14 protein-coding genes are annotated in these 15,231 nt (G+C 68.5%); 6 read left to right on the forward strand and 8 right to left on the reverse strand.

The genetic code is table 11. The features are described 5' to 3' along the window. The first annotated feature begins 29 nt into the window (after nucleotides 1–29). Genes glgC through ACAM52_RS26130 form a run of 3 tightly spaced genes read left to right on the forward strand, consistent with a single transcriptional unit; the run spans nucleotide 30 to nucleotide 5,378 of the window. Nucleotides 30–1,367, forward strand: coding sequence for a glucose-1-phosphate adenylyltransferase (glgC, locus tag ACAM52_RS26120; protein ID WP_369647780.1), 1,338 nt, complete (start codon nucleotides 30–32; stop codon nucleotides 1,365–1,367). A 14-nt stretch (nucleotides 1,368–1,381) separates the two neighbouring features. Next, nucleotides 1,382–2,851, forward strand: coding sequence for a glycogen synthase GlgA (gene glgA / locus ACAM52_RS26125; protein ID WP_369644981.1), 1,470 nt, complete (start codon nucleotides 1,382–1,384; stop codon nucleotides 2,849–2,851). 43 nt (nucleotides 2,852–2,894) lie between these two features. After that, nucleotides 2,895–5,378, forward strand: coding sequence for a glycogen/starch/alpha-glucan phosphorylase (locus ACAM52_RS26130; RefSeq protein WP_369644982.1), 2,484 nt, complete (start codon nucleotides 2,895–2,897; stop codon nucleotides 5,376–5,378). 24 nt (nucleotides 5,379–5,402) lie between these two features. On the opposite strand, the gene ACAM52_RS26135 is transcribed toward ACAM52_RS26130, so the two are convergent. The 4 genes from ACAM52_RS26135 to ACAM52_RS26150 form a co-directional block, all read right to left on the reverse strand. Beyond that, a complete protein-coding gene (locus ACAM52_RS26135) occupies nucleotides 5,403–5,873 on the reverse strand; it encodes a biopolymer transporter ExbD (protein WP_095743305.1) in 471 nt (156 codons plus the stop codon). 15 nt (nucleotides 5,874–5,888) lie between these two features. Continuing rightward, on the reverse strand, nucleotides 5,889–6,584 hold the full coding sequence (locus tag ACAM52_RS26140) for a MotA/TolQ/ExbB proton channel family protein (protein WP_354345458.1): 696 nt from the start codon (nucleotides 6,582–6,584) through the stop codon (nucleotides 5,889–5,891). A gap of 27 nt (nucleotides 6,585–6,611) precedes the next feature. Further along, nucleotides 6,612–7,376, reverse strand: coding sequence for a 4-hydroxy-tetrahydrodipicolinate reductase (gene dapB / locus ACAM52_RS26145; RefSeq protein WP_369647781.1), 765 nt, complete (start codon nucleotides 7,374–7,376; stop codon nucleotides 6,612–6,614). Nucleotides 7,377–7,587: 211 nt separating this feature from the next. After that, complete coding sequence (locus ACAM52_RS26150) at nucleotides 7,588–8,148, reverse strand: outer membrane protein assembly factor BamE (protein WP_062481043.1); 561 nt, start codon at nucleotides 8,146–8,148, stop codon at nucleotides 7,588–7,590. 85 nt (nucleotides 8,149–8,233) lie between these two features. Here ACAM52_RS26150 and fur point away from each other — a divergent pair, with 85 nt between their 5' ends. Further along, nucleotides 8,234–8,653, forward strand: coding sequence for a ferric iron uptake transcriptional regulator (gene fur, locus ACAM52_RS26155; RefSeq protein ID WP_062481042.1), 420 nt, complete (start codon nucleotides 8,234–8,236; stop codon nucleotides 8,651–8,653). Nucleotides 8,654–8,716: 63 nt separating this feature from the next. Here fur and hprK read toward each other — a convergent pair whose 3' ends face one another. From hprK to ACAM52_RS26175, 4 genes are all read right to left on the reverse strand, one after another. Beyond that, nucleotides 8,717–9,676, reverse strand: coding sequence for an HPr(Ser) kinase/phosphatase (gene hprK, locus ACAM52_RS26160; RefSeq protein WP_062481041.1), 960 nt, complete (start codon nucleotides 9,674–9,676; stop codon nucleotides 8,717–8,719). Nucleotides 9,677–9,777: 101 nt separating this feature from the next. Beyond that, nucleotides 9,778–10,245 (reverse strand): PTS sugar transporter subunit IIA, encoded by a 468-nt coding sequence (locus tag ACAM52_RS26165; protein ID WP_042581318.1) that lies wholly within the window; start codon nucleotides 10,243–10,245, stop codon nucleotides 9,778–9,780. A 192-nt stretch (nucleotides 10,246–10,437) separates the two neighbouring features. Then, nucleotides 10,438–10,767, reverse strand: coding sequence for a ribosome-associated translation inhibitor RaiA (raiA, locus tag ACAM52_RS26170; RefSeq protein ID WP_013538898.1), 330 nt, complete (start codon nucleotides 10,765–10,767; stop codon nucleotides 10,438–10,440). A 320-nt stretch (nucleotides 10,768–11,087) separates the two neighbouring features. Beyond that, nucleotides 11,088–13,205 carry an ATP-dependent helicase gene (locus ACAM52_RS26175; protein WP_369647782.1) on the reverse strand — a complete coding sequence of 706 codons (2,118 nt, stop codon included), beginning with the start codon at nucleotides 13,203–13,205 and terminating at the stop codon, nucleotides 11,088–11,090. 225 nt (nucleotides 13,206–13,430) lie between these two features. Between ACAM52_RS26175 and corA the strand changes: the two genes are divergently transcribed. Both corA and ACAM52_RS26185 read left to right on the forward strand, forming a co-directional pair. Then, complete coding sequence (corA, locus tag ACAM52_RS26180; protein ID WP_056584267.1) at nucleotides 13,431–14,417, forward strand: magnesium/cobalt transporter CorA; 987 nt, start codon at nucleotides 13,431–13,433, stop codon at nucleotides 14,415–14,417. A 56-nt stretch (nucleotides 14,418–14,473) separates the two neighbouring features. After that, the gene (locus ACAM52_RS26185; protein WP_062481040.1) at nucleotides 14,474–15,226 is read left to right on the forward strand and encodes a YoaK family protein; all 753 of its coding nucleotides are present in this window, start codon (nucleotides 14,474–14,476) and stop codon (nucleotides 15,224–15,226) included. Nucleotides 15,227–15,231 lie beyond the last annotated feature (5 nt).

The raw sequence follows: 15,231 nt of genomic DNA on the forward strand, positions 1-15,231 counted from the left end.
AGCGAATGAACGAACGAACGGAGACACAGATGGACAAGCTCAACACCCAGGGCACGCAAGCCCCGCAGCCCCCCCTGCAGGCCCATCAACTGGTCCGCCGCACCATCGCGCTGGTGCTGGCCGGCGGCCGGGGCTCCCGCCTCAAGCAGCTCACCGACCGGCGCGCCAAGCCGGCCGTGTACTTCGGCGGCAAGTTCCGCATCATCGACTTCGCGCTGTCCAACTGCCTGAACTCCGGCATCCGGCGCATGGCGGTGGTCACGCAGTACAAGTCGCACTCGCTCATGCGCCACCTGCAGCGCGGCTGGAGCTTTCTGCGCGCCGAGCTCAACGAGATGGTCGACGTGCTGCCCGCGCAGCAGCGCATGGGCGACGAGCACTGGTACCGCGGCACGGCCGACGCGGTGTACCAGAACCTGGACATCATCCAGACCCGCTCCACGCCGCACGACTACGTGGTGGTGCTGGCCGGCGACCACATCTACAAGATGGACTACTCCATCATGCTCAAGGACCACGCCGAGCGCGGCCTGGGCTGCACGGTCGGCTGCATCGAGGTGCCGCGCCACGAGGCCACGGCCTTCGGCGTGATGGCGGTGGACGACGGCCGCCAGATCACCAGCTTCCTCGAGAAGCCCGCCGACCCGCCCGCCATGCCCGGCCACCCCGACCTGGCGCTGGCCAGCATGGGCATCTACATCTTCGACTCGGCCTACCTGTACCAGCTGCTCGAGGAAGACAACGCCAACCCCGATTCGAGCCACGACTTCGGCAAGGACATCATTCCGCGCGCCGTGGCCGAGGGCCGCGCGCTGGCGCACCCGTTCAGCATGTCGTGCGTCACGCGCGCCTCGCGCGGGCCCGACGCCAAGGCCTACTGGCGCGACGTGGGCACGATTGATGCATTCTGGGCAGCCAACCTCGACCTGGCCTCGATCACCCCGGAGCTCGACATCTATGACACGGACTGGCCCATCTGGACCTACCAGCGGCAGCTGCCGCCGGCCAAGTTCGTGCTCGACCGCGAGGGCCGCCACGGCATGACGGTCAACACCATCGTCTCGGGCGGCTGCATCGTCTCGGGCTCAAAGATCAGCAGCGCGGTGCTGTTCTCGGGCGTGCGCATCCACTCCTTCTGCGAGATCAACGAAGCCGTGCTGCTGCCCGACGTGGAAGTGGGCCGCGGCTGCCGGCTCAACCGCGTGGTGATCGACCGCGCCTGCGTGATCCCCGACGACACGGTGATCGGCGAAGACGCCGAGGCCGACGCCGCGCGCTTCGAGCGCACGGAAACCGGCGTGGTGCTGGTCACACGCGAAATGCTCAAGCGGCTCGCGCCGGACCCCGCGCCCGCGGCCGCCGCCTGATCGACCGCACCACCATGCGCATCCTCCAGGTCAGCGCCGAGCTGTTTCCCCTCCTGAAGACCGGCGGCCTGGCGGACATCGCCGGCGCCCTGCCCCTGGCGCTCATGGCCGCGGGGCAGGAGGCACGCGCGCTGCTGCCGGGCTTTCCCGCCATCGTGGCCGGCGTGCGCGACCTGGTGCCGGTGGCCGAGTTCGCCGCGCCCTGGGGCGAGCGCTTCGGCCTGCGCGCCGGGCACGTCGCCATCGCCGGCGCGCCGCCGATTCCCGCCTACGTGATCGACGCACCCGCGCTCTACGACCGACCCGGCAATCCGTACGAAGACACCACGCGCCAGCCCTACAGCGACAACCACCGGCGCTTCGCGCTGCTGGGCTGGGCGGCGGCGCAGCTCGCGCAGGAGCTCGACCCTGGCTGGCGGCCCGACATCGTGCACGCGCACGACTGGCACGCGGCGCTCGCGCCCGCCTACCTGGCCTTCGCGCGGCGCGCGGGCGGCCCGCGCACGGGCAGCGTGTTCACGGTGCACAACCTGGCCTACCAGGGCGTGTTCGCGCCCTGGCACTTCGCCGAGCTCGGCCTGCCGGCGCCGGCCTTCCACATGAACGGGCTGGAGTACCACGGCCAGATCTCCTTCATGAAGGGGGGCCTGTACTTCGCCGACCAGCTCACCACCGTGAGCCCCACCTACGCCCTCGAGATCCAGACGCCCGAGCAGGGCTGCGGCCTCGACGGCCTGCTGCGCCAGCGCAGCAACGTGCTCAGCGGCATCCTCAACGCGGTCGACGACCAGGTCTGGAACCCGTCCACCGACGCCGCGCTGGTGCAGGGCTACCAGGCGCCCGAGGGCCGCCACATGGCCGGCAAGGCGCGCTGCAAGTCGGTGCTGCAGCGCCAGCTGGGGCTGGCCGAGCGCCCCGACGCGCCGCTGTTCATCGTGGTGAGCCGGCTCACCGAACAGAAGGGCCTGCACCTCGTGCTCGGCGGCCTCGACACGCTGCTGGCACAGGGCGGCCAGCTCGCGCTGCTGGGCAGTGGCGAAGGCTGGCTCGAAGAGGCCTTCCGCCAGCGCGCGGCGGCGGCGCCCGCCTCGGTGAGCGTCACCATCGGCTACGACGAGACACTGGCGCACCAGCTCTTCGGCGCGGGCGACGTGACGATCGTGCCCTCGCTGTTCGAGCCCTGCGGCCTCACGCAGATGTACGGCCTGAAGTACGGCAGCCTGCCGCTGGTGCGCCGCGTCGGCGGGCTGGCCGACACCGTCGTCGACTGCACGCTGGAAGACATGGCCAGCGGCGCCGCCACCGGCTTCGTGTTCGACCGCTTCGAGGACGCCGACTACGACCGCGCCCTGCGCCGCGCCTTCGCGCTGTACGAGCGCGCCCCCGACTGGCGCCGCGTGCGCGGCAACGCCATGCGGCGCCCGGCCGACTGGGGCACGGCAGCGGCGCAGTACATCGATGTGTACCAACGGGCGCTGGCCTGAAGCCCCCGCCCCACACCCCACCACCCACTCCGGGAACGCCTCCATGACGATCAAGGACTTCGCCTACGACCACCCCGACCGCGACGTTGCCGCCTTCAAGCGCGCGGTGGCCAACAAGCTGATCTACGCCGTCGGCAAGGACCCCGTGGCCGCCAGCCAAGACGACTGGCTGCACGCCACCGCGCTGGCCGTGCGCGACCAGCTCGTCGAGCGCTGGATGACGACCACGCGCGCCAACTACGCGCAGGACCTCAAGCGCGTGTATTACCTCTCGATGGAGTTCCTCATCGGGCGCACCTTCACCAACGCGCTGCTCGCCGTCGACCTGTACGGCACCGTGCGCGAAGCGCTGGCCGACTTCGGCGTCGACATGGCGGCGCTGGCCGAGCGCGAGCCCGATGCGGCGCTCGGCAACGGCGGCCTGGGGCGGCTCGCGGCCTGCTTTCTCGATTCGATGGCCACGCTCGGCGTGCCCGGCATGGGCTACGGCATCCGCTATGAGTACGGCATGTTCCGCCAGCGCATCGTCGACGGCCAGCAGGTCGAAACGCCCGACTACTGGCTCACGCGCGGCAACCCATGGGAGTTCCAGCGGCCCGAGGTGAACTACCGCGTGCGCTTCGGCGGCCACGTGCAAAAGCGCGAAGGCAAGAACGCGCCCTACGGCGCGGCCGACTGGGTCGACACGCACGACGTGCTGGCCGTGGCCTACGACACCATCATTCCCGGCTACGGCACGCAGGCCACCAACACCTTGCGCCTGTGGTCGGCGCGCGCCACCGAGGAGATCGACCTGTCGGCCTTCAACCGCGGCAACTACATGGCGGCGGTGGAGAGCAAGAACCACTCCGAGAACGTCTCGCGCGTGCTCTACCCCGACGACTCCACGCCCTCGGGCCGCGAGCTGCGGCTGCACCAGGAATACTTCTTCTGCAGCGCCAGCGTGCAAGACCTGCTGCGCCGCTACCTGCGCAACCACACGAGCTTCGAGCAGCTGTCGGAAAAGGTCAGCATCCACCTGAACGACACGCACCCGGTGCTGGCCGTGCCCGAGCTCATGCGCCTGCTGCTCGACGAGCACGGCCTGGCGTGGGACGTGGCCTGGGGCCACACGCAGAAGGTGTTCAGCTACACCAACCACACGCTGATGCACGAGGCATTGGAGACTTGGCCGGTCGAGATGCTGGGCCGCATCCTGCCGCGCCACCTGCAGATCCTGTACGACATCAACGCGAAGTTCCTGGCCGCCGTGACGCAGACGCACGGCCAGGACGTCGAGCTGGTGCGCCGCCTCTCGCTGATCGACGAGACCGGCGAGCGCCGCGTGCGCATGGCCTACGTGGCGGTGCTCGCGAGCCATTCGGTGAACGGGGTGTCGGGGCTGCACTCGGAGCTGATGAAGCAGTCGATCTTTGCCGACTTCGCGAAGATCTTTCCCGAACGCTTCAACAACAAGACCAATGGCGTCACGCCGCGCCGCTGGCTCGCACAGGCCAACCCGCCGCTGGCCGCGCTGCTCGACCAGCGCATCGGCAAGGGCTGGCGGCGCGACCTGTCGCAGCTCGAAGCATTGCGCCCGATGGTCGCGCAGCCCGCCTTCGTGCGCGCCTTTCGCCATGCCAAGCGCGAGAACAAGCTGCGGCTGGCGAACTGGGTCGGCGAGCACCTGAAGCTCGACCTGGACACCGACGCGATGTTCGACGTGCAGGTCAAGCGCATCCATGAGTACAAGCGGCAGCTGCTCAACGTGCTGCACGTCGTCGCGCGGTATCACCGCATCCTCGATGCGCAGGCCAACGGCACGCCGGCCGACATCGTGCCGCGCGTGGTCGTGTTCGCGGGCAAGGCGGCTTCGGCCTATGCGATGGCCAAGCAGGCGATCCGGCTCATCAACGACGTGGCGGCCACCGTGAACGCCGACGCGCGCGTGGGCAAGCTGCTGAAGGTGGTGTTCCTGCCGAACTACAGCGTGAGCCTGGCCGAGATCATCATGCCGGCGGCCGACCTGTCGGAGCAGATTTCCACCGCGGGCACGGAAGCTTCAGGCACCGGCAACATGAAGTTCGCGCTCAACGGCGCGCTCACCATCGGCACGCTCGACGGCGCCAATGTCGAAATGCGCGAGAACGTCGGCCCCGAGAACATCTTCATCTTCGGCCACACCACGCCCGAGGTGGCCGACATCCGCGCCCGCGGCTACCAGCCGCGCGAGATCTACGAGGAGAACGCCGAACTCAAGCGCGTGCTCGATGCCATTCGCGACGGCGCGTTCTCGCCGGGCGAGCCGGCGCGCTACCAGGGCATCTACGACGCGCTCGTGAACTGGGGCGACCACTACCTGCTGCTGGCCGACTACGCGAGCTACGTGGCCAAGCAGGCCGAGGTCGATGCGCTGTACCGCGACGCGGAGGCGTGGACGCGCATGGCGATCCTCAACGTGGCGGGGATGGGGGCGTTCTCGTCGGACCGTACGATCGCGGAGTACGCCCACGAGATCTGGCACACGAAGCCAGTGATGCTCGGCTGAGGCGAGCGAACCGGGCCCGCAAGCTCAGCGCGGTTTGGCGGGGGCCGCCTCGGCCTCGGTGACAAAGCCGATGCGGCTCAACCCGGCCTTGTTCGCGATGCCCATGAGCGCCACCACCTTGCCGTAGGGCACGGTCTGGTCGGCGCGCAATTGCACCTCGGTGTCCTTGCTGTCGGCGGCGGCTTTTTCGAGCTGGGCGGTCAGCTCGTCGTCGGTCACGGGCTTGTCGTTCAGGAAGACCTTGCCCGACGCATCGACCGACAGGCTCACGAACTTCGGCGTGTCGTTGGGCTGGCCCGCGTCGGTCTGCGGCAGGTCGAGCTTGATCGAGCTGGCCATCAGCGGCGCGGTGATGATGAAGATCACCAGCAGCACCAGCATCACGTCGACCAGCGGTGTGACGTTGATGTCCGACAGCGGCCGCTGCCCGCCCGCGCCCATGGCCCGCCCGCCGCCTGCGGCGCTGCTGCCCAGTGAGGTGCGTCCGAAGGCCATGGTGTGCGTGGTGCCTTAAACGGGCATCGGCCGCGCGGGCGGCGGTGCGGCAGGTGCCGGCGCTTCACCGAAGCTGCCGAGCAGGTCGTGCGCGAAGCCTTCGAGCTCGGCCTCGACGCGGCCCACGACACGGCCGAAGACGTTGTAGGCCAGCACGGCCGGAATGGCGACCGCGAGGCCGAAGGCCGTCATGACGAGCGCCTCGCCGACCGGCCCGGCCACCTTGTCGATGGTGAAGCCGCCGGCCTGGCCCGCGATGCCCGCGAGCGCGCCGTAGATGCCCCAGACGGTGCCGAGCAGGCCGACGAAGGGCGCGGTGGCGCCGACGGTGGCCAGCAGGATCTGCCCGGCCTGCAGGCGCCGCAGCGCGCCGTGCAACGCACCGCGCAGCACGCGCGTGAGGCGCTGGTTGCGGTCGACCGTGGCGCCCAGCGTGCCGCCGGGGGCTTCGGTGGCGGCTTGGCGCAATGCGGCCACGGCGGGGCGCACGAGTTCGGCGCGGTCGAAGGCCTGCAGCTTCTGCTCCGCCTCGACCAGGGTGGCCGACTGCCAGAACGCCGCGATGCTGCGCAGCACGTCGCGCGTGCCGCCGCGCAGCAGCCAGGCTTTCCAGAGGATCACGACCCAGCTGGCGATCGACATCGCAAGCAGCAGCGCGGCCACCGAACGGCTGACGCCGTCACCGTGGGTCAGCAGTTCGAGCACGCTCATCCGCGTCCTTGGTTTTGTGCGCCTGGCTTAACGCAGGCCGAGTACGTCGAACATGTCGAACAGGCCGCTGCGCTGGCCGCTCAGGAAGCGCACCGCACGCAGCGCGCCCTGCGCGTAGGTCACGCGGCTGGACGACTTGTGGGAGATTTCGATGCGCTCGCCGATGCCCGCGAACAGCACGGTGTGGTCGCCCACGATGTCGCCGCCGCGGATGGTGGCGAAGCCGATGGTCGACGGGTCGCGCTCGCCCGTGATGCCTTCGCGGCCGTACACGGCGCAGTCCTTGAGGTCGCGGCCCAGCGCGTCGGCGATCACCTCGCCCATCTTGAGCGCAGTGCCCGAGGGCGCGTCGACCTTGAAGCGGTGGTGGGCCTCGACGATCTCGATGTCGTAGCCGGTGGCCATCGCGCGGGCGGCCATGTCGAGCAGCTTGAGCGTGACGTTGACGCCCACGCTCATGTTGGGCGCCATCATGATGGCGACGTCTTTCGCGATCTCGGCGATCTCGGCCTTCTGCGCGTCGCTGAAGCCGGTGGTGCCGATCACGGCCTGCACGCCCAGTTCGCGGCACACGGCCAGGTGCGCCATCGTGCCTTCGGGGCGGGTGAAGTCGATCATCACCTGGGCGTCCTGCAGGCCGGTGCGCAGGTCGGCCACGATGGGCACGCCGCTGGTGAAGCCCAGGAAGGCCGCGGCATCGGCGCCGAGGGCGGCGCTGCCAGCGATGTCGAGCGCGCCGGCCAGGCGGCAGTCGGGCGCGTTGCGCACGGCTTCGATGAGCATGTGGCCCATGCGGCCCGAGGCGCCGGCGATCGCCACCCGGCGCAGCGCGGGAGCGGAGGAAGAAGAAGCGGAGGTGGGGGTGGTGGTCGGTTCAGTCACGGGGATTCGGTCGTTGAAAAGTCCCTACGGGAGCCATGGACACCGACGAAAGCCGCCCCACCGGTCCGGCGGGCACCGCCCGCAGGAGGGGTGGCCGCCGCCGGAGCCCTGCCGCGCACGCTCAGCGCGCGGCTTCGAGCGGGGGGTAGGCGGCCGGCAGCGCGGGCATGGGGGCTGCCGGGGTGCCGGTGGTGTCGGCTTTCTTGTCGGCCTTGGGCGCGAATTTCTTGAGCTCTTCTTCGGTGGCCTCGAGCTGCGGCACCTTGCCGCTCTTGCGGCGGGTGTCGAGCGTGGCGACGAATTCTTCTTCGCTGGGCATCTCGTCGCCCTCGAAGCGGTCCATGAGTTCGCCGTTGAAGAACACGGTCAGGCGGCGCTCCTGCGGATCGACGCCCTGGCGGCGGATCGTGAAGACGTAGTCCCAGCGGTTGGCGTGGAAGACGTCGTTCAGCAGCGAGGTGCCGAGGATCTCGCGCACCTGCTGGCGCGACATGCCGGGCTTGAGTGCCGCGACCTGTTCCTTCGACACGAAATTGCCCTGCACCACTTCGACTTTGTAGGGGGTGACGGCAGACAGCGCGCCACGCGTGCGTTCGCTGAAACCGCTGCAGGCACCGAGGGCGAGCGTCGCCGCAATGGCAGCAACCAGCAACCAGGGCCGGCGTTGGAGGATGGCAGGCATGGGAGAAGAGGGGGTAGCGATATGATCGAACATTGTAGCGGCCGAGCCTGAAGGCCCGGCCTCAGCCCAGGGCGCAGGAACCATCATGGCCAACATCGACGAACTCAAGAACACCGGCCTCAAGGCCACCTTGCCGCGACTGAAGATCCTCGAGATCTTCCAGACCGGCAGCCAGCGGCACATGACGGCGGAAGACGTCTTCCGCGTGCTGCTCAACGAACACTCCGACATCGGCCTGGCCACCGTGTACCGCGTGCTCACGCAGTTCGAGCAGGCCGGCATCCTGGAGCGCAGCCACTTCGAAAGCGGCAAGGCGGTCTACGAACTGAACGAAGGCACGCACCACGACCACCTGGTCTGCACCTCGTGCGGCAAGGTCGAGGAGTTCTACGACGCCGAGATCGAGCGGCGCCAGCAGATGATCGCCAAGGACAAGGGCTGGGTCCTGCAGGACCACGCCATGTCGCTGTACGGCCTGTGCGGCGACTGCGTCAAGAAGCGCTGACGCCGGCCCCCCGCGAAAGCAGAAAGCAGCCCTTCGTTTCGAAGGGCTTTTTTCTTGCCTGTCTCAGTCCGGGTCGCGCCCGCTTTCCATCGCCTTGTGGTGGCGCGCCACGAAGTCGGCATAGGTGTCGATGCCGCGCAGCTGAAGGATCGAATTGCGCACCGCGGCTTCCACCAGCACGGCGATGTTGCGTCCGGCCACCACCTGGATGATGACCTTGCGCACCGGGATGCCCAGCACGTCCTGCGTGAGCGGCGCCGAGGGCATGCGCTCGTAGTCGCGCTCGAAGCTGTCGCGCCGCACGAGGTGCACGATGAGCTTCAGGCGCATCTTCCGGCGCACGGCCGTCTCGCCAAAAATGGCGCGGATGTCCAGCAGGCCGATGCCGCGCACCTCCAGCAGGTTCAACAGCAGGTCGGGGCAGCGGCCCTCGATGGTGTTCTGGTTGATGCGGTACAGGTCGACCGCGTCGTCGGCCACGAGGCCATTGCCGCGCGAGATCAGCTCCAGGCCGAGCTCGCTTTTACCGAGGCCCGACTCGCCCGTGATCATCACGCCCATGCCCAGGATGTCCATGAACACGCCGTGCATCGAGGTGCGCTCGGCAAAGTGCTTGGACAGGTAGGCGCGCAGCAGGTCGATCACGAAGGCCGACGACTCGCGCGTGGCAAACAGCGGCAGCTGGGCGCGTTCGCAGATCGACAGCAGCTCGTCGGGCGCGGCCTGGCCGTCGGCCAGCACCAGCATCGGCGGCTCCAGCGTGACGATGCGCCCGATGCGGCGCACGCAGTCTTCCTTGCTGCCGCGCGTGAGGTAGGCCACCTCGCGCGCACCGAGGATCTGCACGCGGTACGGGTGGATGTAGTTCAGGTAGCCGACCAGGTCGGCGGCCGACTGCGCGCGGCTGATGACGTCGGGGTCGAACTGGCGCTCCGAGGCGCCCAGGCCCGCGAGCCATTCCCAGCGGAGCGACCCGCGGAACTCCTCGAACATGGCATCGGCGCTGATGACGGTCGGCTTCATGCGTGCGGCGGCCGGCGCGGGACGCCGGCATTCTGGTCAGGATGGAGGGAGAGAAAAGCGTCGCCGCAGCTTATCAGCAGCGGCCCGCCCGGCACGGGCGCTCAGGCGACCTGGGTCGACTGCCAGCCGGCGATGAGGCCGTGCAGCGCGGCGGCGTCGGTGCTGGACTTGATCTGCTCGCGCAAGCCGGCGTCGCTCAGCAGCTCGGCAATTTCGGACAGGATTTCGAGGTGCTTCTGCGTGGCCGCTTCGGGCACCAGCAGGAAGATCAGCAGCGCCACGGGCTGCTCGTCGGGAGCGTCGAAGCCGATGGGGTTCGCCAGCTGGAACACCGCGGCCATCGGCGCCTTGAGGCCCTTGATGCGGCCATGCGGAATGGCCACGCCGTGGCCCAGGCCGGTGGAGCCGAGGCGCTCGCGCGCAAACAGGCTGTCGGTGATGAGGGCACGGCCCAGACCGTGAAGGCTCTCGAACAGCAGGCCGGCTTCTTCGAAAGCACGTTTCTTGCTGGTGGCGTCAACGCTCACGAGCACTTGAGCGGGCGGCAGGATGGACGCGAGGCGATTCATGGTGGGGTCAGAGCGGGGGCGATTATGCACCTCCTCGGTAAAAACCCCCAGTCCCCCTAATTACTTTCGTCTACATGTGTTGCCGTGAGGCGTCGCTTCCTCTGGAGGCCCTTGCAAAGCCCCACCAATGTGGTCGGACAAACAAAAGGCCGCCCGAAGGCGGCCTGAGATGCGGGGCGCGGGGCCCGGCGTTTACATCACGCGCTTGGGCGCCACGTGATGGTGGTCCTGCAGGCGATCCTTGTGGCGGACCACCTGGCGGTCGAGCTTGTCGACCAGCTCATCAACCGCGGCGTACAGATCAGCGTGGCTCGATTCCGCGAACATGTCATTGCCCTTGACGTGAATGTTGCACTCCGCCCTTTGGCGGCGTTCCTTTTCCTTCTGCTTTTCCACCGTGAGGATCACCTTGACATCGACCACCTGGTCGAAATGTCGCGTGATCCGGTCCAGCTTGCTCGTGACGTAGGTGCGCAAGGCAGGTGTGACGTCGAGGTGATGACCGCTGATCGTCAAATTCATGAATGACCTCCTGAGAATTGACGGTTGGGGAAATGACCGCGCTCCGGGATGAAGCGTGGCCGGCGAAACAGGTGAGGTTGGGAGAGAGGGAGAAGAGGAAGGGAGATGAAGAAAGGGGGCGGTCGGATTCACTATGCCCAAGCTGTCACGGTATTGCAATACCGGGGCTTGCCCGAGTGACGGGCCGGTGTATTGCATGCCCTAATCCGCTATTGATTCCATAGCTGCCCCCGTGCAGTGGCATGCCGTTGCGGCACATTGGAAGCAAGTGTTTCCATGCGCAGCGCGCAGTGCCCCTCCCGCCCGAAGGGCCGGCCTGTTCAGCGCCAGGCGGCGCGCATGCGGTTGCGCAGGTCGATCACCGCGGCCGGCGGTGGCACCGCGGGCGGCAGCACCGGCGGCGGCGGCCAGGTCTGCAGCTCGAAGCCCGCCAGGTCGGACTCGGTGATGAAGCGGGTGCGGTTGGCGTACAGGTGCCGGTCGCCGCGCGCCGCCTGCTGCGTGATGTGGAAGCGCTGCGGCATCACCAGGTGCAGGTGGTCGCGGGCCCGCGTCATCGCGACGTAGAGCAGGCGCCGCTCTTCCTCGAGTTCATGCGCACCCTGCGCCACATCGGCCGGCATGCAGCCGTCGACCACGTTGATGACGTGCACCGAATTCCACTCCTGGCCCTTGGCCGAATGGATGGTCGACAGGATCAGGTAGTCCTCGTCGAGCGAAGGCGGGCCGGGCCGGTCGCTCGTGGCCTCGGGCGGGTCGAGCGTGAGCTCGGTGAGAAAGCGCTCGCGCGAGCCATAGCCGGCCGCCAGCCGCGCCAGCTGCTCGACATCGGCACGCCGCACGCCCGAGGTGTCTTCGTACAGCCGCTCCAGGTGCGGCTGGTACCACTGCATGGCCACCTCCACGTCGGCCGGCCACTGCAGCGACGGCGCGCGCAAGGCGGCGTAGGCCTGGGCGAAGTCGGCCCACTGTTCGCGCGCGGCCGACGGCGGCACGAAGTCGCGCACGGCCGCGGCAGGGTCGGCCGCCTGGTCCATCGCGTCGAGCAGGCGCGTGCCGGTGGCCGGGCCCACGCCGGGAATGAGCTGCGTGACCCGGAAGCCCGCCATGCGCCCGCGCGGGTTCTGCGCAAAACGCAGCACGGCGAGCAGGTCCTTCACGTGCGAGGCCTCGAGGAACTTGAGCCCGCCGAACTTCACGAACGGAATGTTGCGCCGGGCCAGCTCCAGCTCGAGCGCCGCGCTGTGCGACGAGGTGCGAAACAGCACCGCCTGCGACTTCAGCGCCAGCCCGCCTTCGCGGTGCGCGAGGATCTTGTCGGCCACCCAGCGCGCCTGCCCGGCCTCGTCGGGCACGAGCACCAGCACCGGCTTTCCGGCCGAGGGCTTGTCGGTCCACAGCGTCTTGGCGTGCCGTTCGGCGGCCTGCGCGATGACGCGGTTCGACACGTCGAGGATCGGCTGCGTCGAGCGGTAGTTGCGCTCCAGCGTGACGACGCGCGCCTCTTGTGAGAACTGCGAGGGAAAGTCGAGGATGTTGCGCACCGTGGCGCCGCGGAACGAGTAGATCGACTGCGCGTCGTCGCCCACCACCGTCACGCCGCGCCCGTCGGGCTTCATCGCGCGCAGGATCTCGGCCTGCAGCAGGTTGGTGTCCTGGTATTCGTCGACCAGCACGTGGTCGAAGCGTGCGCCGACGTGCGCGGCCAGCGCGGGCTCGGCGACCATCTCGGCCCAGTAGAGCAGCAGGTCGTCGTAGTCGAGCACGTTCTGCTGCTGCTTGGCCTCGACGTAGGCGCCGAAGAGCTTCTTGAGCTCAACCTCCCACTCGGCGCACCAGGGAAAGCTGTCCTTCAGCACGGCGGCCAGCGGCGCGCGCGTGTTCACGCAGCGCGAGTAGATCGACAGGCAGGTGCCCTTGCGCGGAAAGCGGTTGACCGTGGACGACAGGCTCAGCTCGTGCCGCACCAGCCCCATGAGGTCTTCGGCGTCGCCGCGGTCGTGGATGGTGAAGTTCTCGTCCAGCCCGATCTGCGCGGCGTACTCGCGCAGCAGCCGCGCGCCGATGCCGTGGAAGGTGCCGGCCCACGGCAGCGCGGGCGGGCGCTCCGACTTCAGGCCCAGCACGCGTGCCAGCACCTGGCCCGCGCGGCGCTCCATTTCCTGCGCGGCGCGGCGCGAGAAGGTGAGCAGCAGCAGGCGCTGCGGATCGACCCCGTCCGCGATCAGGTGCGCCACGCGGTGCGCCAGCGTGCTGGTCTTGCCCGAGCCGGCGCCGGCGATCACGAGCAGCGGCCGGTGGTCGACGCCGACCGCCGCGCCCACGCCGTGCTCGACCGCCGCGCGCTGGTCGTCGTTGAGCGCGGCAAGCGCCGCGGCCAGGCGCTCGGCTTGCGTCTTCGGGGGGGTGGAAAGAACGGGGGACGCAGGGGTCTGCATGGGCACGACTTTACTGTATGTCCGTCCAGTTCGAGTGCCTTGTCGCCCTGTGGCCGGTGACATAATCGCGCCTCGCTGCAACCGGAGACTCCCCTTGGAAACCGCCCCGTCTCGGCAGCTTTCAACTCCCTGGCGACGCTGCGCGTGATGTACTGACGCCGGGTCCGCGGGAATTGAAAGCGCCCCGCCCTCGCCCATCGTTCAGTCACCCCCGGGAGTGAGCCCATGCTCAACATCTTTACGCTCGCCAACGGCCGCCTCGTCCAGGAAGAGATCGAGTCGCTCGAAGAGCTCTCCAAGTTCCAGCCGATCTGGGTCGACCTCGAGTCGCCCACGCTCGAGGAAAAGCGCTGGATCAAGCAGTACTACGGCCTCTCGATTCCCGAAGACGCGATGGACGAGGACATCGAGGAATCGGCCCGCTTCTACGAGGAAGACAACGGCGAGCTGCACATCCGCTCCGACTTCTTGATCGACGACGACGAAGACCCGCGCACGGTGCGCGTCGCCTTCATCCTGAACCAGCACAACACCGACCTGCGCAGCCGCGGCGTGCTGTTCTCGATCCACGACGAAGACGTGCCCGTGTTCCGCCTGCTGCGCATGCGCGCACGCCGCGCGCCGGGGCTGATCGAAGACGCCAAGGAAGTGATGCTCAAGCTCTTCGACGCCGACGCCGAGTACTCGGCCGACACGCTGGAGAACATCTACGACGAGCTCGAAGTGGCGGGCAAGAAAGTGCTGTCGGGCAACGTCAGCGACGAGCTGGCCGGCGAGGTGCTCGGCGCCATCGCACGGCAGGAAGACTTGAACGGCCGCATCCGCCGCAACGTGATGGACACGCGCCGCGCCGTGAGCTTCATGATGCGCAGCAAGATGCTCAACGCCGAGCAGTTCGAGGAGGCGCGCCAGATCCTGCGCGACATCGAATCGCTGGACAACCACACGGCCTTCCTCTTCGACAAGATCAACTTCCTGATGGATGCGACCGTCGGTTTCATCAACATCAACCAGAACAAGACCATCAAGATCTTCTCGGTGGCCAGCGTCGCGCTGCTGCCGCCCACGCTGATCGCGAGCATCTACGGCATGAACTTCAAGTTCATGCCCGAGCTCGACTGGGCCATGGGCTACCCCTACGCCATCGCGCTGATGGCGGCGAGCGCGCTGGTGCCGATGTGGTACTTCCGCCGGCGCGGCTGGCTCAAGTAGCTCTTCACACTGGGTGCTAGAGTGGCTGTCGGCAGGCAGCTGACCTGGAGAGCCCCGTGCGCAGACTTCGTTTCCTCACCAACCGCCACCGCGCACCGTCGACGAACACCGCGCTCGGACTGCTGCTGGCCTTCAACGCCGGCGCCATCAATGCGGGCGGCTTCCTCGTGCTGCACATGTACACCTCGCACATGACCGGCTTCGCCTCGCAGCTGGCGGACGGCATGGTGCTGGGCAACCTCACGCTGCTGCTGAACGCGCTGGGCGCGATCCTGGCGTTCGTGAGCGGCGCCGCGGTCTGCGCGGTGCTGGTGAACTGGGCGCGGCAGCACCGGCTGCATGGCGTGTACGCGCTGCCGCTGCTGCTGGAGGCCGCGCTGATGTTCCCCTTCGGGCTCGCCGGCGCCATCACGCTGACCTGGGCCACGCCGTTCGCGGTGCCGCTCACGGTGCTGCTGCTGTCGTTCATCATGGGCCTGCAGAACGCCGTGGCATCGAAGACCTCGGGCGGCAGCACGCGCACCACCCACATGACCGGCAACATCACCGACGTGGGGATCGAGCTGGGCAAGATGCTCTACTGGAACCGGCGCGCGCCGTCCACGCCGCTGCCGGTGCGCCACGACCGCAGCCGGCTGCGCCGCTGCGGCGGCCTGGTCGCCATGTTCGTGCTCGGCGGCGCCGTGGGCGCGCTGGGCTTCAAGCACGTGGGCTTCATCTGCGTCGTGCCGCTGGCCGCGCTGCTGCTGGCGCTGTCGATCCCGCCGCTGCTGCGCGACCTGCCGCAGCTGCGCCGGCTCGCGCCGTAGGCAGG

This window comes from Variovorax sp. V118 (assembly GCF_041154445.1).
GTDB lineage: Bacteria > Pseudomonadota > Gammaproteobacteria > Burkholderiales > Burkholderiaceae_C > Variovorax > Variovorax boronicumulans.